The organism is Siphonobacter sp. SORGH_AS_0500 (assembly GCF_002838835.1).
GTDB lineage: Bacteria > Bacteroidota > Bacteroidia > Cytophagales > Spirosomataceae > Siphonobacter.
Genome location: NZ_NHPP01000006.1, coordinates 295688 through 318104, shown reverse-complemented (window position 1 = coordinate 318104; position 22417 = coordinate 295688). Strand labels below are relative to the sequence as shown.

Here is a 22417-nt window from a genome sequence, read left to right as displayed (position 1 = left end):
GTAAGGCTGAGCTTACGTATGATTTTCCCTAGAAATTGATGTTCAGATTAACGCCGTAACTTCTCGTTGAAGGCAACTGTAATGATTCCAGCCCCTGAGCATTGCCCGTATTGAAAGCTGTTTCAGGGTCGATGTTGGGAGCATTCTTCTGGAGGAAAGCCAGGTTACGACCAATCAGCGATACCGAAGCTCCCTGCAAATGCAGACGACGCACAAAATCCTGAGGAATGGCGTACGTCAGGCGTACTTCGCGAAGCTTAATGAATGAAGCATCGAACACACTGGCCTCATTTACCCCAGCACTGTTGCTGTACAGATATTTGTAATAACGCTCGGCGGGAACGATCACTTTGTTAGCCGAACCATCGGCCGCTACGCCATTGAAAATAATTCCGTCTGAATACACGCGTTCGCCACCCGGAGCCGTCGAACCCGTCACTGGAATCGGCGTAGAGGAGGTGTTATTTCCGGCGTAGTAATACGAAAGTCCACCGTGCTCAGCATCCCGACCGGGTAAGGTCGATTCCAACACACCCGTATAACGTCCGGTAGCATTGGTGGCCGAGTAAATCTGACCGCCCTGTTTGGTATCAATCAGAACACTTAGATTCCAACCTTTGTAGCTGAATGCATTAGTAATACCGCCAATCCACTTCGGCGTGAAATATCCCAGCGTTTTCTGGTTTGGATCTTTCTGAGGTAACCCATTCGCTCCTACGACCACTTCACCGCGTTCGTTACGTTGATAGGCGGTACCATATAAAGCTCCGTAACGCTGACCCACGCTGGCTAATACCCGCGTAGTACCGTTGCTACCCAATACATATTGCTTCAGTAAACCCGCTTTATCCAGCTCCACCACTTTACTTACGTTCCGTGAAAAGTTAACCGTCACATTCCATTTAAAGCCACCAGAAGTTTGTACGGGCGTGCCACTTAACTGCACTTCAAAGCCACGGTTATTGATCTTACCCGCATTGATTAACTGTTGCTTGAAACCCGTGGCCGGGCTAATATCGGCCTGCAAAATCTGATTGAAACTGTCCGTATTGTAGTAACTTACATCAAAACGAGCCCGATTTTTCAGAAACGCCATTTCCAGACCAATTTCGCTCGACTGCGTAATCTCTGGTTTCAGGTTTGGATTCAGGAATACGTCCGATACCGTCAGTAACGGATTACTTCCAAAAGGCTGATTGAAAGGATAGGTATTCACGATTTGATAAGGATCGGTATCCTTACCTACCTGGGCCCAACCTCCGCGAATTTTCGCAAATGACAGCCAATTAGTTCTGATGTTCAGGGCTTCCGTTAAGACCACACTCGCATTTACCGAAGGATAGAAATACGAGTTATTGGCCGCAGGTAACGTCGATGACCAGTCATTCCGGGCCGTTAAGTTTAAGAAGGCATAATTACGGAAACCGAGCTGAGCCGAAGCGTATAAACTATACACCCGACGACGCGTAAACTGGTTGCTGGAAACCAGCGGATCGCGTGAGTTCATCAGCGTATACAAATCGCTAACCGCCAGACGTGGAGCCTGCTGATAGTTTCGCTCGAAGAAATTACTGCGAACGTTACCCCCCACCAGACCTTCCAGATCAAAATCATCGCTGAGTTTACGATTAAAATTCAGTGCAAAATCTGTGTTATTCTCGTTTACGATGTAGGCATCTTCCGCATAAGAGCCGAAAGGCGTACCATTCGTGCCATAGGAAATTTTGGATTTACGTTTATCAACGTAAAAATCATTACCCGTCCGCACCAGTGCTGAAAGCCAGTCGTTGATTTTATAAGTAACGTTCACATTTCCGAAGAAACGGTCCCGACGCTGTCCGTTGGTGTTTTCGTAAAGTAACAAATACGGGTTACTGTAATAACTGTGGTTCCAGTTAAAATCACGCTCTCCATTGGCCCGGTAATCTTTGAGTAACTCTGTATCAACCTGACGACCGAACCACAGGAATTGCAGCATTACGCTGGAGCCACGTCCACCCAAAGCCGAAAGGTTATCCGATTCTGAGCGAATGAAGTTCGCACTGGTATTAATGGTAAGTCGATCATTTAACCGATAGGACGCATTAACCGCGAAGTTATTCTTGGTAATATCCGTGTTTGGAATCACCCCGGTTTGACGGGTATTATTGAACGAAAAGCGGTAATCAAACTTCTCATCAGATCCCGCTACGGATACGCCTAAGTTCGTCGTATGCCCTTTCACGAAGAAGTTCTTTACGTTATCGGGTTGAGCGACGAAGGGTACTGCCTGCCCTTTCGAAAAGAACTGCGGTAATAAACGACCATCCATTTTGGGCCCCCAGCTTTCGTCGGTACCGTCATTCAGCCCGCCGCCTTTTCCGTCTTTATAAGAGAACAAACCGCCCGTTCCCTGTCCGTATACGTTCTGGTAATCAGGCAATACTAATAAACTTTCTACCGTATGACCAGCGTTCAGGGTAACTCCTAAGCCTTTTTGCTGACCACTGCGACCGATTTTAGTTTTGATCAGAATCACACCGTTAGCCGCCCGCGAACCATACAGAGCCGCCGCGTTGGGGCCTTTCAGTACGCTGATGCTTTCAATGTTATCAGGGTTAATATCCGCGATAGCGTTGGCATAATCGCGGTTCGTGCCAGTGCTTCCAAACTGTGAGTTATCAACCGGAATTCCATCGACAATGAACAGGGGCTGGTTATTGCCTGCAATAGACGTTTCTCCACGAATGACGATCCGGGAAGAACCCATGTTACCCTGGCTATTGGTGATGTTAACCCCGGCAATTTTACCAGATAAAGCATTGACCAGGTTAGGTTCGCGAGCCTGAGCTACGTCGTTACTTTTTAATTCCTGAACGGAATAACCCAGTGATTTTTTCTCTTTGGCAATCCCCAAAGCGGTAACCACGACTTCTTTCAAGGCCGATTCTTCTGCGTCCAGCGTAACGTTCAATACACCAGAAGCCGGTACCGCCAGTTCGACGGCTTTATAGCCAATAAATGAAAAACGAAGGGTTTCTCCCGATTGAGCAGTAACGGTATAGTTTCCTTCTTCGTTGGAAACTGTTCCGCGGGTTGTGCCTTTCACCTGCACAGTGACTCCCGTTAAAGGCTGATTATCAGCTTGCGACCGTATTGTGCCCGTTATTTGTTGGGCTAAAGCAGCCTGTACCTGTACCCATAAGAGTACTGGCAACAGCACTTTTAAAAGTTGTTGCATAAAAAGTAATAAAGTATAGAATGAAGAAAGGAGTTAATAAACGCGAAAGCTCAAAAGGCCAGTCAATTAACTAACGGTTAGTCAGACTTTTAATAACAAAGTCCCCTAACACCAGTACGAAAGAATTACTTTTTTTAGTAGACTCGATCGGGATACGGAAAGCAAAAAAGGTACACAGTAATTCATGGCTTCAAATAGACTATTATTTCTATAGACAAAATAAATATTTATTAATCTATCAAACAAGTAGATCAATAAATATTTATAAAAATTTACGATTACCTACGCAATCCATAATCATTAAGTATCTGTAAATCAATACTCTATGATTAGTTCAGATTAATTACTGTGCAATTTTCAAAGTAATAAGCGGTAATCTATACGTATGATTTTAAGGATAAGTAATCATTCCATTTTATATTTGATTATTCTTATTTAGAAAGAGTTTAGTTTCCAGTCAGGATTGTTGTTGAAAAACGGGCCGTTTGCTGCGGCGAAGCTTCAATTAAAATTCCTGACACCCAACTCATCTCAACTTTCATTCTACTGAAATCATAATCGTTTATGAGAAGACTTTTCTCTATTTCGTACACACTCTCTTCCATCAACTGGGCTACGCTGATTCTTCGCATAGGATTTTCTCTGGCCATGCTACCGCACGGGTATCAAAAGCTGTCGAATTATGACCAGATGAGCCAAAAATTTATGAATTTCCTGGGTCTTGGAGCTCCTACGTCAGCAGCTCTGGCCATTTTTGCTGAATTTTTCTGCTCGATCTTGCTTGCTCTGGGCCTTTTTACTCGGATAGCTACTATTCCTCTGATTATTACCATGCTGGTAGCAGCTTTCATGGTCCACGGGGGTGATATTTTCGGTGAAGCAGAGATGGCCTTTCATTACCTGATTGCCTATGTTGTCATCCTGATTCTTGGTCCTGGCGATTTTAGCCTGGATAAAGTACTGAATAAGAAAATCTAGGAATTACCCGCAAAAAGCCCCTGAGTAATCATGCACTCAGGGGCTTTTTGTTTGCAATGGTCGGTCATTTAAATCACAAGAAAAGTCACCTCTGCTCAAGAAAAACAGCCTCTTACCCAGACGCGACTTTATCGCGTCTCTACTGGATCGTTGGATTGCTAGGCTTTTTCGGATTGGCAATCTTCCGCCGAGGGGGGTGTCCTTACCGACCACTAGGCTTTTTTCTCAGGATCAGACCATGTCAATCCGTAGGTAACCCCGGATTGTCATCCGGGGCTATTCATGTTGAGCCCCTCTGGGGTTAGGGTTCCCTTTTCAATCAACTCCCCTACCTCCACCGTGGCTGGTGAGGACACTAGCCACGGTGGGAGATTGGCGTACGGGCCCTTCCAACGTTTACCCCGGATTACATCCGGGGCTATTCAGGTTAAACCCCTCCGGGGTTATGATTCTCATTTACAAACCTCTTCCCTAGCTTTACAGATTTTTCTTCCCAAACTGAAAACTCAAAACTCAAAACTGAAAACCGTAGCGACGGTCGCTCAAAACTCAAAACGCTAAACTTCGAACCCTCTAAATTCCCGATTCATCCGACTCAACTCGTCATTCGTCGGTTATGATTTTCAAATACATCTGCTGTATCTGATTTTTGTAGGGGAGTAAGGTCGGGCTTCCTCTGATCTCCCAAAACTTTGAAAGCAACCCCATGGCGAATCGTTTGACATCCATCCAAAAGTGGCAGCTATCGCTGAGTCTCGCGTTAATCTATACCTTAACCGTGATTTACGCGACTACGACCGACCCGCTGTTAACCATGGATCGGTTCTATCATGAACTACGGTTCGCTCTTCCTTTTTTCACGATCTCTTTCGGTCTCTTCTATATTTGGCTGAGCATTACCGATTGGCTTCAGCTCAAATTTTTTAATTATTTTGGTGAAAATTATCTGCTGGAATTTAAGCTTCAGCCCCAAATCATTTCGCTGCTGGTGTCGCTGGTGCTAGCCTTCCTTTTTAATTTTTTCCTCCATAAAAGTCTTCGCATCGCGATGGAAGCCATTTTTCATGTCTTCCCTCCACAAAACACACCCATGCCCAAACGTTCTGCCGAAATGTGGGCCTTGGTAGTTCGGGCAAACAACGGGCTTTCGGTGATGATTATGCTTACTGCTTTTTACCTTATCGCGGCAGTGCGGGCTACTCAGCGGGTGCAGGAAATACAGCTTCGTTCCGAGAGATTGGAAAAAGAACACGTGCAGGCTCAGTTTGCAGCTCTGAAAAATCAGGTTAATCCTCACTTTCTCTTCAATAGCCTGAGTATTCTGTCTTCAGTGGTACACATTGATGCCAACTTATCGGAGAAATTCATCGCCCAGCTCTCCAAATCGTACCGTTATATTCTGGAGCAGAAGGATAACGATCTGGTGTCTTTGAAGACCGAACTTGAGTTCATTCAGTCGTATGCTTTCTTACTGGAAATCCGTTTTCGGGAGAAGTTTAGCGTCCAGATTGACGTGCCGGAATCCGCTCAGCAACTCTATAAAATTGCTCCCTTGACCTTGCAATTACTGATTGAAAATGCCGTCAAGCATACTCGCATGTCCAGCAAAGAGCCGTTAACGGTTTCTATCAAAATTGAAAATCAGGAGTTGATCGTTGAAAATGGCTATCGCCCTCGCCTACAGCCGGAAGTATCTACCGGGTTAGGGCTAAAAAACATTACGGCTCGTTATAGCCTGCTAACAACCCACGCGGTCTGGTACGGACATATTGGAGATTCATTTGTCGTTAAAATTCCCTTATTAGCATGAACGTAGTCATTATTGAAGACGAGTATCTGACCGCTGATCGGCTGGAAAATCTCATCCATAAATACGATTCGTCGATTCAAATTATCACGAAACTTCCTTCGGTTTCAGAGGCGGTAGAGTGGTTTAGTGAAAACCCTGCTCCCGATCTGGCTTTCATGGATATTCACCTAGAAGATGGGCTAGCTTTTGCCATTTTTGATCAGATTTCGCTGAAAGTCCCGGTCATTTTTACCACGGCTTACGACGAATATACCATTCAGGCTTTTAAGGTAAACAGTGTAGATTATTTATTAAAACCTATTGATTTTGAGGAGCTAAGAGCGGCTTTGGATAAGTTTAAATCGCTACGCCAGCCCGCCCCCGATCTGAAGAACATTCTCCAACTGATTCAGAAACCCCAGGAAACGGAATATAAAACCCGCTTCATGGTGTCCATCGGTACGAAAATTCATAGTATTGAGATCAATCAGATTGCTTACTTTTTTTCAGAAGAAAAAATCACGTTTCTGGTTACCCACGACGGACAAAAGTTACCGCTGGAACTGAGTCTCGACAAACTGACACAGGTAACGGACCCGTCTCGTTTTTTTCGGGTGAATCGGCAGTTTTTGGTAGCCTTTCAATCCATTGACTCCATTCATACCTACTCAGCGGGCAAACTAAAACTGGAGTTAAAACCCGAAGCACGGGCGGAAGTATTTGTGAGCGGTGACCGCATTACTGATTTTAAGAATTGGCTGGGGCGATAAAACACCTCCATTCAAGTAATTAATCAGGCACGTCCTATCAGACAGAATAGTGTACAACAGCTATGTATGTTATAAAAGATCACTTATCAATCCATTCATAATCTGTTGATTACTTAGCAGACAAGGCCAGAAAACAGTAGATTTTGCTAGTAATCATTCGTAACACGAAAGCTTTTACAGCAAAGCAATTTTTCAAATTTGAAATCCCCTTACCTAATTTTTCATTCAAATTTAGGATTGGTCCACCCCATTACGATGTCACATTCAAAAGTATTAGTGTCTATCCTTATTCTGTTTCTCAAACGTCCTTCCCTGACAAACCCTATTTTCGTATAGATATCAATAGCTTTCGAGTTAGACTCTCTGGCAAATAGTTCTACTCTTAGTATATCTCGTTTATAGTTAGATACAAACTCCAATAAGGTTTCAAATAGCTTTTTACCTAACCCCATACCCTGATAATCAGGATCTATCGCAATTGTGAGATCACTTAAAATGTGTTTAAATACCTTAGGTTCTGGCTTGTAACAATGAATTTCTCCAACCACCCGGTTTTCTTTCGATTGGTCTATCACCACAAATTGTAACCCATCTTCAATCGATTTCCTCGTAAAATTTTCTACGTAAGCTTGCGTTATTTCATCTTCTTCTCGAGCTAATCCTCCTTTATTTCGTGCTACATTTTTGTATAGGCTTACTATTTCCATACTATCCTCCAGACATGATTTCCTTATGATAAAGGTTAATTTTTGATCTGTCTTTGCCATAATCTGCTACGTCTTATTCGTTCAATAGACAAACACCTTTTACCGTATTTGATACTTAACAAGTATAGCGATTACTTCCAATATTTGTTACATTGAGACGTTATCGTAACTTTTTATTTTACATTCTTTTTTCATTTTTGAAAACACTATCGATGATTCTTCAAATTAATCAAGACCTTACCCTTGAGTCACTCGATAGGGTTCATAGCTCATCTATTTTTCAACTGGTAACGGAAAACAAAAACTATCTCAGTCCCTGGTTACCCTGGGTCGGCTTGGTCCGGGCTCCTTCCTTTTTTGATAACTACGCAGACGCTTCCCAGCTACGAAGCAAACACGGAGGAGAATTTGCCTTTGTTATTAAAGAAAACGATACAGTAGTCGGAAGAATCGGGATTTATAAGATTGATACACAAAACCATAGTGGAGAAATCGGGTACTGGATTGCCCCCTCCAGCCAGGGTAAGGGCCTCATTACTCAGGCTACCCAACGTTTGTTGAAGTTCGGTTTTGAGGAGTTACCATTAAATAGAATCGAGATTAAGTGTGCGATAGGGAACACTAAAAGTCAGGCCGTTCCTGAGCGTTTAGGGTTCACCAAAGAAGGCATTTCCCGACAAGCAGAATTTCTCCACGGGCAATACGTGGATATTGTGGTTTACTCGAAGCTGAAAAGTGAATGGGTTTAACCGTAGGATGCTGGAGACGTCGCAGACGCTTTTCTCAGGATCCGCGTTGGAAACGTGGACTAACTAATCACGAACTGCCCATAATTAGCAAAACTGTTTGCTGCCCAGACGCGATGAATCGCATCTCTACCTTATTGTTATTAGGCCTTTTCAACAAAAAAGTCCGGCGGAAAACCACCAGACTTTTTAACTATACACCTATAAAACTAATAGTTCTATTTCCAGCCACCGCCCAGTGCCCGATATAGTGACACTACTGATTGCAATTGCTGTAGCCGATCACTGACGCTACTCAATTCTGCCGACAGCAGGCTTTGCTGAGCTACCAGAACTTCGGTATAGTTGGCTGAGCTGTATTTTAATAACTCTTTCGTATAATCCACCGACTTTTGCAGGGAGTTCAACTGACGACCGCGAATCATGGCACGCTCCGTAGCCGTTTGATAGGCAAATAATGCATTAGATACTTCCTGACCTGCGGTTAATAAGGTTCCCTGAAAGTTGAGCAAAGCGTTTTCCTGATCGGCCTTGGCTGTACGTAAACGCACTTTGTTGGTTCCCCGGGCAAAAATAGGCTGAGCTATACCCGCCGCGAGGTTACCAAAGATGGATGTCGTTGAAAATAAACCGCCCAGTGAAAGAGCCGAAAGACCTCCGTTGGCTGTCAGGGTTAATGATGGATAGAAGTATGTCCGGGCTACGTTCGTTATTTCAAAGGCACTCCGATACGAATATTCCGCCGCCTGTACATCCGGACGATTACCCAGCAACTGAGCCGAAACGCCCGTATTTAACGTTTCCATGGGTACCTGAGCTTCCAGCGTGGTGCGGGTAATGGCACCGGGAGCACGAGCCAGCAATACGCTCAATGCATTTTCAGTTTCCCGAATGGTTTGCTTCAGGGTAGGAATCGTTACTTCCGCCGCATATTGACTGGCTTCACTCTGCACGACGGCTGCTCCGGTTACTACGGCGGCCTCTTTCAAATCCTTCATCGTCTCTACGTTCGATACCCAGATGTCCACGTTTCTCTGCGTAATGGCGAGCTGGGCATCCAGGGCCAAAAGCGAATAATAGGCGTTGGCAATGTCTGCAATTAACTGTGTCTGCACCGCACGTTTCGTAGCCTCGCTTTGCAGTAATAAAGCCAGGTTTGAACGTTTGGCACTTCTCAATTTACCCCAGGCGTCTGCTTCCCAACTAGCGTTGGTATACAACTGAAACTGGCGTCTGGCAAAACCCGTCGCTGCACTGGGTACGTTAGGTACCTTGGCAAAAACCCCCGTTCCATTCCCCGTCACGTTCGGGAAAAAATTCATCCGGCTTTGGTACAGGTTTGCTTCCGCTACTTCAATCCGGGTAATTGCTGACTTTAAGTTCAGGTTATTATTCAAACCTTCCTGAATCAGGTTTTGTAACGTAGTATCGGAAAACATGTTTCGCCAGGGCATATTTGCCATACTGGTGGTATCCGTGCCCCCGTCCCGATACAGGCCCTCTGTACTTACATTAGGCCGGTTATAATTCTGCGTTATTTTGCAGGCAGCAAGTCCTTGCAGAAGAATGAACACCGCGAACGACTGCCACAAAAGTTTCCTATTCATATCTATTAAAATGTCAATGGTTGACCGAAAAAGCAGGTTACTTTTTCACGTATCGCCTCGCCTGCTTTTTCATTCCTATTAACGTCCCTGACCGGCCATCAGATCCGCGTGTGATTTTTCCTCGGTTTGCAGCTGCTTGGGAGAACCGCTGATTTTCTCCTGCAAGGTCTGGAAGATGATAAACAGCACCGGGATAATAAATACCCCGAGCAAGGTACCAATTAACATCCCGCCAACGGCTCCTGTACCAATGGAACGGTTCCCCAGGGCACCCGCACCAGACGCCAGCATCAACGGCACCAGACCCAGAATAAAGGCAAACGAAGTCATCAAAATAGGTCGGAGACGAGCTTCGGCCCCATCCACGGCGGCCTTCACAATGTCCATCCCGTGTCGTCGGCGTTCAACGGCGTATTCTACGATCAGAATGGCATTTTTCGCCAGCAGACCAATCAACATGATGATTGTAATCTGAAGGTAAATGTTGTTATCAATGCCAAAAATGCGGGCAAAGATGAACGTTCCGGCCAGACCGACGGGCAGTGAAAGCAATACCGCCCAGGGCAGAATATAACTCTCGTACTGAGCACTCAACAGGAAGTAAACGAAGGCCAGACAAAGCATAAAGATGTAAATTGTCTGTCCGCCACTCTGAATTTCTTCCCGCGTCATACCCGAGAATTCGTAGCCATAACCGGCGGGTAACTTCTCAGCCGCCACTTCCTGAATGGCTTTAATCGCATCCCCGGAACTGAAACCAGCTTTGGGCGTACCCGTGATGGAAACCGAAGTAAAGAGGTTAAATCGCGTAATTGTTTCTGGACCATAAACCCGATCCATCGTTACGAATTCCGAGATGGGAGCCATCGTTCCATTCGCATTCCGAATGTAAACGGAGTTCAGACTGGACGGGCTAGCCCGGTACGCAGGATCGGCCTGAATCATGACCCGATATTGCTTGCCAAACTGGTTAAAGTTAGACGCATACACCCCACCGAAATATCCCTGCAAGGCACTCAATACTGCGTTCACCGTCAGTCCGGCTTCTTTCGTCCGGGCCACGTTTACATTCACCATGTATTGCGGGAATGTTGGGTTGAAAGTCGTGGTAGCAAACTGAATTTCAGGGCGTTTCAAGAGGGCCGCCATGAAGTCTTTTTCCACTTCAAAAAGTCGGTCAATGGTTCCACCGGCCCGATCCTGTAACTGTAACTCAAAACCGTTACTGGTACCAAAACCCTGAATGGTTGGGGGCGAGAAGAATACGATTTCGGCCCCACGGATATGGCTGGTTTTGGCAAAAAGATCCCGGATTACGGCGTTAATATCCTGATCGGGACGTTCTTTCCAGTCCTTCAAACCGATGATTACCATCCCGTACGAACTCCCGTTACCACTGATGATACTCCGACCAGCCAGACGCGTCGTGAATCGAACGGCGGGCATTTCCCGGGCAATCTTATCTACTTCATTAGCAATGGCCGTTGTCCGTTCTACGGAAGAAGCAGGGGGTAAAGTGATGTTAGCAAAGATGGTTCCCTGATCTTCGTTCGGAACGAAACCGGAAGGCGTGGTGCGAAGTAACCAGAAGAAAATTCCGGCAAACACTGCAATAGCACCCAGAGCCACCCATTTCTTACCGGAAAGGAAAGTGACCGAACGGGCATATTTTGTAGTTACAGCATCAAAACCCGTGTTGAAGGCCGTATAAAACCGCTGCATGAATCCTTTTTTGTGCTCCTTATCGTGCGGTTTGAGGAACATAGCACAAAGAGCCGGACTCAGCGTCAGGGCGTTAATGGCCGAAAGGATGATGGAAATTGCCAGCGTCAGACCAAACTGTTTATAAAACACCCCGGTTGAACCACTGATGAAACTTACCGGAACGAATACTGCCGCCATTACCAACGTAATCGAAACGATGGCACCACTGATTTCACTCATCGCATCAATGGATGCTTTGCGAGCGGAAGTATAACCCTCATCCAGCTTGGCGTGCACCGCCTCTACTACTACGATGGCATCATCCACTACGATACCAATCGCTAATACTAATGCGAATAGCGTCAGCAGGTTAATTGTAAATCCGAACAGGTTCAGGAAGAAAAATGTACCGACAATCGCTACCGGCACCGCAATAGCGGGAATCAGCGTCGAACGGAAGTCCTGAAGGAAGATAAATACGACAATAAATACCAGAATAAAGGCTTCGATCAGCGTGTGAATTACTTTCTCAATCGAGGCATCCAGGAAGTTATTGGCATTCAGCAGCTCGGCGTAATGTACCCCGGGAGGAAATGACTTTTCTGCTTCCTTGATTACTTTCAGTGAGTTTTCGATTACCTCCTGAGCATTTGAACCCGCCGTTTGGTTAATCGCCAACGCTACCGATGGATACCCCTGTGACGTTGAAATACTGGCGTAACTCTGAGCACCGAGTTCAACCCGGGCGATGTCCCGTAAACGCAAGACCTGGCCGCCGGGCGTTGAACGGATAATCATATTCTCAAACTGAGCCGGATCTTTCAAACGACCGGGATATTTGATAATATACTGGAAAGACTGATCGCTGCTTTCGCCAAACTGCCCCGGAGCTGCTTCCACGTTTTGTTCCGCCAGAGCCGCCGAAACGTCGTCAGGAATCAGACCATACGTTGCCATCACATCAGGTTTCAGCCAGATCCGCATGGCGTAATCGCGTAAACCAAATGCACTGGCATCCCCTACCCCGGTTACCCGTTTGAGTTGAGGCACAATGTTAATGTTGGCGTAGTTTTGCAGGAACGTCTGTTCGTAGGCTTTGTTCTCGCTGTAAAGTGTAAAAATCAACACGTTACTACTTTGACGCTTACTGGTGATAACCCCCGCCCGGGTTACTTCCTGAGGTAGCAAACTCGTTGCCCGCGACACCCGGTTCTGCACGTTTACTGCCGCCAGGTCAGGGTTCGTTCCTAGTTTGAAGAAGATGGTAATCGTAGCGGTACCGTCGTTGGCAGCCGTAGAAGTCATGTAAGTCATGTCTTCTACCCCGTTGATCTGCTCTTCGAGCGGTACAATCACACTACTTAATACTACACTCGCGTTAGCCCCAGTGTAGGTTGCCTGCACCTGAACCGTTGGGGGAGCAATTTCAGGATATTGAGAAACGGGTAAGGTTACCAGCCCCAATATCCCCAGCATGACAATAATGATGGATATAACGGTGGATAATACCGGCCGTTCAATAAATCTCTTAAGCATAAAAATGTTGATTTTGGGCTTGTTAGCCAGGGAATCCCTTTACCTCCTAACCTACTGAGCGTTGGCAGTGGTGTCTGCCTTCACTGCTCCCGGCTTAATTTCCATGTCATCCCGGAGAGCCGTAATTCCTTCTACTACGATCTTGTCGCCCGCTTTCACTCCTTGCGTAACAATGAATGACTTCCCGTCGGTGGTTGGTTTCACCTGAACCTCCACGCTCTTCACTTTGTTACCCTCCGCTACCAGATAGGCCAGACGTTTACCCTGTAACTCGTAGGTAGCCTTCTGAGGAATAATCAAGGCGTTTTCAATGTGGGAAGTAACCCGAACCTGACCCGTGCTCCCACTCCGTAGAAAACCATCTGTATTAGGGAACGTTGCCCGGAAATTGGCCGAACCCGTTTCAGTACTGATCAAACCACTGGCCGTTTCTACGCGACCTGGCTTTGAGTATACCGAACCATCGGAAAGCACGAGTGACACACTAGGTAAAGTCGCCAGTTTCTGCTGAAGCGTGTTGCCTTTGGTATCCCGGAAAAAGTCAAGTAATTGTTTTTCGTTAAGCGAGAAATAAGCGTAAACGTTACCAATGTTGGCTACAGTCGTTAAGGGCGTTGTGGTAGACTGGCTTACCAAACTTCCTAACTTCAGGGGTAACAGACCAATTACGCCATTGACAGGGCTGGTTACCCGCGTGTAGCCAAGGTTAATTCTAGCATTAGCGAGTGTAGCTTTTGCCTGAGCCAGTGCAGCCTGTCTGGATTGAAGGGTATACTCCGCCGATTCCAGTTCGTAATGGCTGATGATGTCTTTTTCTACCAGCGGCTTTACTTTATTTACCTGCATCTGAGCGGCGTTTACGTCAGCTTCGGCAATTTTGATGCTGGCCTGAGCCGTACGCAAATCTTGTTCATATTGGGGAGCACTGATCTGAAACAGCACCTGACCTTTTCGAACTAATGCTCCTTCATCTACGAAAATACGTTCAATATATCCGTCAATTCTGGGACGAATTTCTACGTTCTCCTGGCCTTGCAAGGTGGCCGGATAATCTGTATAAATATCCGTGGCACGAGCCTCAATGGTCATGACCGGGTATTCTTTAGGAGCGGCTGGCTGTTGAGCCGCTTGCTGTTTTTCATCTTTTTTCCCACAGGAAAAAGCAAAAATCAACATAAACAGACCCATGCCTGCGGCAATCCTACGGTTTGCAAATGGCGATCGAAATGGGATAAAATGCATTACTCTTCGGCTATTAAACTTGTATTATTCTGTGACTTACAACCGAGCGTCTTTAAAATTTGTTTCGTCAGGTCGGCTAAAACTAGTTTTCACTGATTTCAGCGTTCAAATAAAAAAACAAAATCTGTCGAGATTCTGACGGATTTTGCCGCTTCTCGACAGATTTTGCTTACTTATTAATTTTCAGGAGACTATAATTTTATTATCCCCAACTAATACGGATGCAATGCTGCAAATGCCGATATTCATAAACACAGGAAAACTCCAGTGTTTCGCAAATGGCCTCGACAATAGCCAGTCCCAGACCCAGTCGGCCATCATCGGTAGATTTTGTATGATATCTGGAAAAAATGTCTTCCCCCATAGGTTGGTTGACTACGCCTGTATTACTGATTTCGAAGCCCTGTTTCTGATGGGTAATTGAAATTTTCCCTTCATTCACATTATGCTGAATGGCATTTCGGATCAGGTTATCAACCATGATTCGCACCAGTTCTTCATTGGAGGAAATTCGGTTTTGGATGCCGTTGTTGTGCTGGACTTCGAGGTTTCTGTATTCAATTAACTCTTCGTAAGTTTCCAGACTCTCGCTGATGATGTCATTGACCTCCAGGTCCGTTTTGGCAATTTTTCCGGCATACTGAATGCTGCGAATGCGGGAAAGCAGGTTCAATCCTTTATGAATGCCCGAAAGCCGGACGATGGTTTTCTTAATGTCCAGTAACTCTTTTCTTTCTTCGGATTTCAGCTCGGTTTGCTTCAAAATCAATTCTACCTTAGCCAGCAATATGCTTAACGGCGTTTGCAGTTCGTGGGCCGTATTTTCGGTAAATTCCCGTAGCTGATTATAAGCAGATTGCGTTTTATTCGTAAAATCAAGCACGGCCTGATTGAATAATTCAAACTCGCGAACGCTGGTTTTTTGTAAAAGCAGAGGTTCTTTATTACGAATATTGTAGGACTTGATCCGGCGTAAATTATTATAAAACGGTCGCCAGAGGTTATACGAAACGCGATTCAGGTTGATCTGAAAAAAGGCCCAGTTCAGAATAAAAAACAGCACTAAGCTAAAGACCACCGCAAAAATTACGGCCTCACTCTCTGGCCCTCCCGGCTCATTCATGGTTACTTCCGTAACCGTTACTTCATACAGTCGGTTTTTGACCGGAACAGTGCGGATGTATTCTTTTATCCGTTTATTATTCAGGTGTTGATTCAGCGAAAAAATCGTCCAGAAATTAAACGAACTGTTTACGTCTTCCAGGTCGTAAAACTGATAGGTAAAGTAGGAATACGGCTTGGCATCCGGGGGTAATAACTGATACGCAACGCCATCCCGAATGGGTAGTTCCCGGTTTTCTTAACCGCAGAAGCAATTTCTTCGACCTGATTTTTAAACCGAATTCGATAAAAAACCCGGTAATAAACATCGATAACGTAGTTGTTAAACAAGATGGTTAATACCAGCAGAATGGGTAAGGCTACGATGTAAACCTTTTTGATTTTCGTGATAAAACGCTTGCTATACTGACTGGTTGCCATCTGCTTTCTTTAAGGTATAACCCATTCCGTACATTGTGACGATACTGACTTCGCAGCCTTCTTTCTTCAGTTTTTGCCGGAGATTTTTAATGTGGGTATAAATGAAATCGAAGGAATCAACCATGTCGATATTATCCTTTAATACATAGTCAGACAGCGATTCTTTGGAAACCGTGCGGTTTTTGTTCATCAGTAAGTAATACAGAATCCGAAGCTGGCTGTGGGTTAATTTCAATTCCTGCCCATTGACTTTCACCTGGTTATTCATCAGATCGTAGGACAGGTTGTAGTACATCATTTCCTCTTCTTCCTGCGGATGCCGACGACGAATGATGCTTCGAATTCGGGCGATTAATTCATCCAGATGAAAGGGTTTCACGAGGTAATCATCCGCCCCCAGATTGAGTCCTTTGAGTTTATCATCAAGACTGTTACGCACCGAAATAATGAGCACGCCGGGGTGCGAATCCATGCTCTGAATATCGGCGAAGAGGTCGAAGCCCAGGCCACCGGGCAGGTTGATATCCAGGACGACTACGTCATAAATCTTATCCGTGAGTTTTTCACGGGCCTCCAAGAAGGACAAAGCCGTTTCGCAGGAAAAACCTTCCTGAACCAAAGCCGAGCGAATGCTGTCGGAAAGCAACTTTTCGTCCTCAACCAGTAGAATTTTCATAATCATTCAATTTCTAAAGGACGAAGTAAAAAAACAATTCTGTCTAAATTCTGTCAGTTTGATTTTCGGTTTTTAGTTGGCTGTTTTCAATGATTCTGTAAAGCCGCTTCCGCCGTGGTCGGTGTTTTCATGCAACACATTCTTTTACAATCGGCTGGTGAGACACCAGCCAGGGAGTGGCTACACCCAGAGGGGTTATTGTTTTCTTTTCAAACTACGCTCTTTCGGATTTGTAATCCGAAAGCCGTCTGTAAGGGATTTATAATCCCTAAAGCAACGCTAACCGCCTATTACCCAGACGCGATGAAGTCGCGTCTCTACTTCATAGTTGACCCCGGATTTTTCCACCGTGTTGGTGAAGACCCCAACCACATTCTTTTACAATCAGCTGGTGAGACACTAGCCGGGGCGGAGGTCTTCACCAACCTACGCTCTTTCGGATTTACAATCCCTAGTTTCAGCCATCTCCGATTTTCCGCCGTGGATGGACGTCTTCACTCCCTGGCTGGTGAAGACACCAGCCAGGGAGTGAAGACGTCCATCCATTCAGATCAGAGTGAATGGTAAACCATTCGGGTAGCTAAAGGTAAAAAGGATAGAATGGTAACCTTATCAGAAGGCCTTTTAGGCTTCTTCGAAAGTATTACTGCACCTATCAACCCAAAGAATGGCTTTTGAAGGACAATATGGGAACCAACCCTATAGTACTCGAAGTTTGCAACAGATTTTTCATCGAGCGAAGACAATAGCTGCAATTCGACAAGGGGTCACCTTTCACAGTCTTAAGCATAGTTATGCGACCCATCTACACGAAAGAGAAACTGATATTAAGCTCATTCAGGAGTTATTGGGTCACAACAACTTAAAGACAACCCTACCATATACCGACGTGAGCCGTCGCTCTTTAGAATAAGTCAAAAGCCCTTTTAATGATTTAAGCATAAAACAGATCAAGGAATAATATGCATATAAGACTGCCCCCTAAGGATAGTAATTATCTATATTGGAATAAAAAAATCAAGACAAAACTTGCGTATATTTGGGAGTTAGCAGTAACTGTAAAACGACCCGATGACGAAAGAAGGTTTTCAAAAATTATGGACTTTAAATTACCCAGACACTGTACCGATTTCGTATCTGTTTAAACACGACTATTCTGAAAGATGGTTTAGAATTCATAGTTTGCCCAATTCTAAACGTTATGCAGAAGACGAAAGCGAATGGCAAATTCTACTTTCACGACAAAACGAAATAATTACAGATTTCTTTGGTCTTGAAACGCCATTTTTAATTGTAGCAGAAGAATATAATTGGGGCGACAACAGACAAATACACATTACTGACGAAGAAGACATATTCAAACCGTTTTCTTTTGTACGGCTTGACAATATTGAATTGAATAAAATCGACTCTGAAGAATATAACGAGCCAGACATTTACAGACCTGCCTTTGCACTGACAATTTGGAAACCAAAGTATCATGACAACCTTTTAAGAGAAATCGCCAATGACAATATCAGGGCGTACTTCATTTCGTTTGACAAGAATGTAATTGTTGCACCGTATGATGGTGGCGTTGACTTTATCCTTAAAGATATTACAACAAAAGAGAATTATAAGAACAAGTATAGACAATGGCTATCAGAACGAGAAGATGGACTTTAAAAATGAAATAGAAATAACTACTCTACTGCCAACAAGGTATGGTCAAAAGCGAGGCTGAACGGCTTCGATTGGGCATTTGTACCAAGTTCAACATTCGTTCTTCGATTCTACTTTTGTACTAAAAATCCCCGCCTTCGGGAATATTTAAACCGTTACCTACTATTATAGAGCGACATATTTCAAATGACAATGGGATTATTTGACATAAATATTTAAACGAAAAACAAATACCAAAATGAATGAAGAAAATTTGCCTTCATTTTGGGAAGACGATTATTGTCAAATTGAAATAGTTCCAAGAAAGAATATTGAAAATATTATAAGCTCAATTAAACAAATAGGCAATTTCACTGAAAAGGCAAGAACTGAATATGGATTTACTGACATTTTTATAAGAGAAGACTTACCTTTTCCAACGATAAATGAAGAATTAAGAATTGACTTTTTTGAAAATTTTCTAACGGAAAAAAGATTTGAAAAAGCTAAACAAATTTATTATGATGGATATACGATAATTAGCTGTTCTTCTACTACTTTTAATGCGTTCAGTTTGCCTTGCTTCAATTTTTTTTACGACTGCAAAGACGAGTTTGTAAAAAATATTTGGATTTCTACTTCTCTAATTACTTCAGCAGATTGGTTTAGCAAAATTGAAGAAGCACTTTACGAATTAGGTGAAAGTTGTGAAATGGTTCTGATTAATTGGAACAGTTCTGAATTAATAGACTTAACAGACAAAACCCAAATTAAAGACTATTTAATGAACTATTGGAAATAATAATTAGCGATAAACAACTACGCTCTTTCGGATTTATAATCTCTAAAGCAACGCTAACCGCCTCTTACCCAGACGCGATGAAGTCGCGTCTCTACCTGAATGCTTTATTGCTATGCTTTTTCGGATTGACAATCATTCGCCCAGGTTGGTGTCCTCTCCAACCACTATGCTTTATATGAATGGCTGGTGAAGACACCAGCCAGGGCAGGAGATTAGCATATGGGCCCGTCCAACGTTTACCCCGGATTAGCATCCAGGGCTATCCAGCCTGGGGCTATTCAGGTTCAGCCCCTCCGGGGTTATATCTTCCATTTCAAAACGTCTTCTCTATCTTTACGGGTTTTCTCTTTTCCAAACTCCAAACTCCAAACTCCAAACTCCAAACTCCAAACTCCAAACTCCAAACTCCAAACTCCAAACTCCAAACTCCAAACTCCAAACCGTAGCGACGGTCGCTCCAAACTCCAAACCGCAGCGGCGGCCGCTCCAAACCCAAAACCCGTCATTCGTCGCTAGTTATTGGGCACTCGGTAAGTTTCATTTCGTCAGTATCCGGCTTCGTGGCACCTTTGTATCGTTCTATTTCCCGTACGACAAAAGCGATGAAACGATACTATATTTCTTCAATCTTACTTTCGGCTCTGCTTGGACTTGCCAGTTTCAGTCAGAGTTCCGCTCAGGTGGTGACCCCAGCCCCTGATTCGTTGAAAACCACTGCTCAGGATTCGGCACAAACGGCAACACCCGCTCCACTAGTTACGACAAACCCTACGGTAACGGGTTCTCTCGTAGATTCTACTTCTGGCAAACCCGTTGAATTCGCCAGCATAGCTCTGTATAACAGACAAACCAATCAACTTATTACCGGAACTGTAGCCGATGGCAAAGGCCAGTTTGCCATTGGTAACGTTACTCCCGGACGGTATCGCTTAGAAGTAACCTTTGTAGGATACGAAAGCAGACGGATTGACCCAGTTACCGTAAGCGGTCCACTGGCACTGGGAGTTATCAGGTTAAAATCTGATTCGAAGACTTTACAGGAAGTAACCGTTACCGGGCAAAAAGCTCTGATTGAAGAGAAGGTAGACCGTCTCGTTTATAACGCTGAAAAAGATATTACTTCCAAAGGTGGCGATGCTTCCGACATTCTGCGGAAAGTCCCTATGCTATCCGTCGATCTGGATGGGAATGTTTCAATGCGTGGAAGTAGTAACATTCGGGTGTTGATTAACAATAAGCCTTCCACCATCGTGGCTGGTAGCGTAGCCGACGCTCTCAAGCAAATTCCTTCCGACGAAATTGCTACGGTGGAAGTGATTACTTCTCCCTCCGCCAAATACGATGCCGAAGGTTCTGGCGGGATTATTAACATCATTACCAAGAAAAATAACCTTCAGGGCTTTAACCTGAACCTCGATACGGGCGTGGGTAACCGGGGCTCCATGCTGGGTTTACGCGGAAATTATCGAACGGGCAAAATGGGCTTTACACTCGGTGGTTTTGGTCGGGCAGAATATAATGTAAAAACCCGCTCTTCGTTGGATCAGACTAGCATCATTGATAATAATTCAATCCTTACCCGTCAGACGGGTGATGGTATGAACCGGGGGTTAATGGGCCGTTATAGTCTGGGCTGGGATTTTGATATCTCGAAAAACCAGAGCCTTTCGGCGGGCATTAATTACGGCGTTCGCAACCGGACGACTGACCAGGATTATATGACTCAAATCTTTACCAACGGTGTAGCTGGAACCGTAAAGAATCGAGACGTAACTTCTAAAAATAACTCCGGCACGATTGATATGAACCTGGATTACATCCATACGTTCAAGCCTCAACAGGAATGGAGTATTTCTGCTCTGTATAGCCGTAATGACCTGATTAATAACTTCGATGCTAATTTATTAAATGTCAATGAATTAACGGGTCGTCAACGAAACCTGAACGATAACCTGAACCAGGAGTTTACTCTGCAAACGGATTACCAGACGCCAATTAAGAAAAATCAGATGCTGGAATTTGGGTTGAAAGGCATCATGCGGAAGGTGAACAGTAACTATGAATACCTCCTGGCGGGCCCAACGGGTGGTTATTATCAACAGGAAAATAATCCCTCTGGCTTCCTTGATTATAGTCAGAATATCGCTGCTGGTTACGCCTCTTACACGTATACGACAAAGAATAAAATCACGATTAAAGCGGGTACCCGTTTCGAGCATACCGTCATTGACGCTCAGTCGAATACCAGTTCCAGCATTGCTATTCCCAACTACAGTAACTTCGTACCGAGTTTGAATCTTTCGAAAATGCTGAAAGATAACTCGATGATTAAACTGGCTTACAACCGCCGGATTCAGCGTCCAGGTATTCAGCAGCTGAACCCTAACTTCAACGCAGCAAACCCCCAGAATATCACGATGGGTAACCCTTTGCTCCGTCCTGAATTAACGGATAACGTGGAGTTAGCTTTAAGTAAAACCATTCACAAAGCTTACATTAATGCAGCCCTGTTTGGACGGATAACGAACAACTCCATTACCCAGGTTCGGACGCCACTGGATACACTTGCCGGTGCCATCCTGACGACGTATCAGAATATTGGTTCGGAACACGCTGCCGGAATCAACCTTTTCGCCAAATACGACGTGAGCTCCAGCTTCAGCTTTGACTTATTCACTAATACGTTCTATACTCAACTGAAAGGTACTACCACAGGCGTAGACGGATTATCCCTTGACGTGAAGAATTCAGGAGTTAACTTCGACGTGGGAGGTCGTATTCAGAGTACCTTCAAAAATGGCTGGGGCCTACAGGCCTTCGGGATGATGAAAGGTCCTCAGGTACAGCTACAAGGTCGAATGGCTGGTTTTGGATTTTACTCTTTAGGTGTGAAAAAAGACTTCGCGAACAAGAAAGGAAGTATTGGTATTGCAGCCGAGAACTTCCTGACCTCCAACATTCGGATGCGTACGGAACTTACATCGCCTCAGTTTACTCAGGTTAGCGATATGTACATGTACAATCGTGGCGTTCGCTTAACCTTCAGTTATAAAATTGGAAAAATGAATATCCAGGCTCCCCGTAAGAAAACGAAGTCGATTCAAAACGATGACATTAAAAGTGACGGCGGTGGTGCCGACATGAACAATACTCAGGGCTCAGGCAGTAGCGGAGCAGCTTCTGCGGGCGGTGCTCCCGCGGGTAACAAACCTCCCGTTTCTACCCCTAAACAATAGTCGTTTTTTTATACATAGAGTTTGACGTCAAACGCCTCCGGCTGTGCTGGGGGCGTTTACTGTTGGTACTAAGTTCTGGAAAAGTAATACCTTATCTACCTGGCATTTAGTAGGCCAGAGCGTTTTTTTTCTTGCTACTATTCTGCCATTCAGAGCGAACGAAGAATTTCATACGACTTTGCGAACTTCTAGCGGTCATAAGGAAAATTTACTAACCTTGG

General features: G+C 44.7%; 18 protein-coding genes. 10 read left to right on the top strand and 8 right to left on the bottom strand.

Annotated features, from left to right (window positions below):
- Positions 1–28: 28 nt before the first annotated feature.
- Positions 29–3220 carry a SusC/RagA family TonB-linked outer membrane protein gene (locus BWI96_RS09330; protein ID WP_106636369.1) on the bottom strand — a complete coding sequence of 1064 codons (3192 nt, stop codon included), beginning with the start codon at positions 3218–3220 and terminating at the stop codon, positions 29–31.
- 564 nt (positions 3221–3784) lie between these two features.
- Here BWI96_RS09330 and BWI96_RS09325 point away from each other — a divergent pair.
- The 4 genes from BWI96_RS09325 (at position 3785) to BWI96_RS09310 (ending at position 6757) form a co-directional block, all read left to right on the top strand.
- A complete protein-coding gene (locus BWI96_RS09325) occupies positions 3785–4198 on the top strand; it encodes a DoxX family protein (RefSeq protein ID WP_106636368.1) in 414 nt (137 codons plus the stop codon).
- Positions 4199–4480: 282 nt separating this feature from the next.
- Positions 4481–4759: a hypothetical protein gene (locus BWI96_RS09320; RefSeq protein ID WP_157830285.1), complete on the top strand. Its 279-nt coding sequence runs from the start codon at positions 4481–4483 to the stop codon at positions 4757–4759.
- Positions 4760–4904: 145 nt separating this feature from the next.
- Positions 4905–6008: a sensor histidine kinase gene (locus BWI96_RS09315; RefSeq protein WP_106636366.1), complete on the top strand. Its 1104-nt coding sequence runs from the start codon at positions 4905–4907 to the stop codon at positions 6006–6008.
- Positions 6005–6757 carry a LytTR family DNA-binding domain-containing protein gene (locus BWI96_RS09310; RefSeq protein ID WP_106636365.1) on the top strand — a complete coding sequence of 251 codons (753 nt, stop codon included), beginning with the start codon at positions 6005–6007 and terminating at the stop codon, positions 6755–6757. The genes BWI96_RS09315 and BWI96_RS09310 overlap by 4 nt, the downstream gene beginning before the upstream one ends.
- A gap of 221 nt (positions 6758–6978) precedes the next feature.
- Here BWI96_RS09310 and BWI96_RS09305 read toward each other — a convergent pair whose 3' ends face one another.
- The gene (locus tag BWI96_RS09305) at positions 6979–7524 is read right to left on the bottom strand and encodes a GNAT family N-acetyltransferase (protein ID WP_106636364.1); all 546 of its coding nucleotides are present in this window, start codon (positions 7522–7524) and stop codon (positions 6979–6981) included.
- A 152-nt stretch (positions 7525–7676) separates the two neighbouring features.
- Between BWI96_RS09305 and BWI96_RS09300 the strand changes: the two genes are divergently transcribed.
- Positions 7677–8213, top strand: a complete 537-nt coding sequence (locus BWI96_RS09300) for a GNAT family N-acetyltransferase (RefSeq protein ID WP_106636363.1) — start codon at positions 7677–7679, stop codon at positions 8211–8213.
- Between the two features lie 215 nt (positions 8214–8428).
- On the opposite strand, the gene BWI96_RS09295 is transcribed toward BWI96_RS09300, so the two are convergent.
- From BWI96_RS09295 to BWI96_RS09270, 6 genes are all read right to left on the bottom strand, one after another.
- The gene (locus BWI96_RS09295; RefSeq protein ID WP_106636362.1) at positions 8429–9817 is read right to left on the bottom strand and encodes an efflux transporter outer membrane subunit; all 1389 of its coding nucleotides are present in this window, start codon (positions 9815–9817) and stop codon (positions 8429–8431) included.
- 78 nt (positions 9818–9895) lie between these two features.
- Positions 9896–13057 carry an efflux RND transporter permease subunit gene (locus BWI96_RS09290; RefSeq protein ID WP_106636361.1) on the bottom strand — a complete coding sequence of 1054 codons (3162 nt, stop codon included), beginning with the start codon at positions 13055–13057 and terminating at the stop codon, positions 9896–9898.
- Between the two features lie 51 nt (positions 13058–13108).
- A complete protein-coding gene (locus tag BWI96_RS09285; protein ID WP_198555207.1) occupies positions 13109–14299 on the bottom strand; it encodes an efflux RND transporter periplasmic adaptor subunit in 1191 nt (396 codons plus the stop codon).
- A gap of 202 nt (positions 14300–14501) precedes the next feature.
- Positions 14502–15422, bottom strand: a complete 921-nt coding sequence (locus BWI96_RS09280; RefSeq protein WP_106636359.1) for a HAMP domain-containing sensor histidine kinase — start codon at positions 15420–15422, stop codon at positions 14502–14504.
- A gap of 128 nt (positions 15423–15550) precedes the next feature.
- Positions 15551–15841 (bottom strand): hypothetical protein, encoded by a 291-nt coding sequence (locus BWI96_RS09275; RefSeq protein ID WP_106636358.1) that lies wholly within the window; start codon positions 15839–15841, stop codon positions 15551–15553.
- Positions 15822–16517, bottom strand: a complete 696-nt coding sequence (locus BWI96_RS09270; RefSeq protein WP_198555206.1) for a response regulator transcription factor — start codon at positions 16515–16517, stop codon at positions 15822–15824. Before BWI96_RS09270 ends, BWI96_RS09275 begins: the two co-directional genes overlap by 20 nt.
- Before the next feature lie 198 nt (positions 16518–16715).
- Here BWI96_RS09270 and BWI96_RS09265 point away from each other — a divergent pair, with 198 nt between their 5' ends.
- The 5 genes from BWI96_RS09265 to BWI96_RS09240 all read left to right on the top strand — a co-directional run bounded on the left by BWI96_RS09265 (position 16716) and on the right by BWI96_RS09240 (position 22196).
- The gene (locus BWI96_RS09265; protein ID WP_198555205.1) at positions 16716–17084 is read left to right on the top strand and encodes a hypothetical protein; all 369 of its coding nucleotides are present in this window, start codon (positions 16716–16718) and stop codon (positions 17082–17084) included.
- Positions 17085–17184: 100 nt separating this feature from the next.
- Entirely contained in the window at positions 17185–17430 is a 246-nt protein-coding gene (locus BWI96_RS09260; RefSeq protein WP_232793658.1) for a tyrosine-type recombinase/integrase, read from the top strand.
- A gap of 158 nt (positions 17431–17588) precedes the next feature.
- Positions 17589–18182, top strand: coding sequence for a hypothetical protein (locus tag BWI96_RS09255; RefSeq protein WP_106636355.1), 594 nt, complete (start codon positions 17589–17591; stop codon positions 18180–18182).
- Positions 18183–18417: 235 nt separating this feature from the next.
- Positions 18418–18960, top strand: coding sequence for a hypothetical protein (locus tag BWI96_RS09250; RefSeq protein WP_106636354.1), 543 nt, complete (start codon positions 18418–18420; stop codon positions 18958–18960).
- Positions 18961–19562: 602 nt separating this feature from the next.
- Positions 19563–22196 (top strand): TonB-dependent receptor domain-containing protein, encoded by a 2634-nt coding sequence (locus tag BWI96_RS09240; RefSeq protein ID WP_106636353.1) that lies wholly within the window; start codon positions 19563–19565, stop codon positions 22194–22196.
- Positions 22197–22417 lie beyond the last annotated feature (221 nt).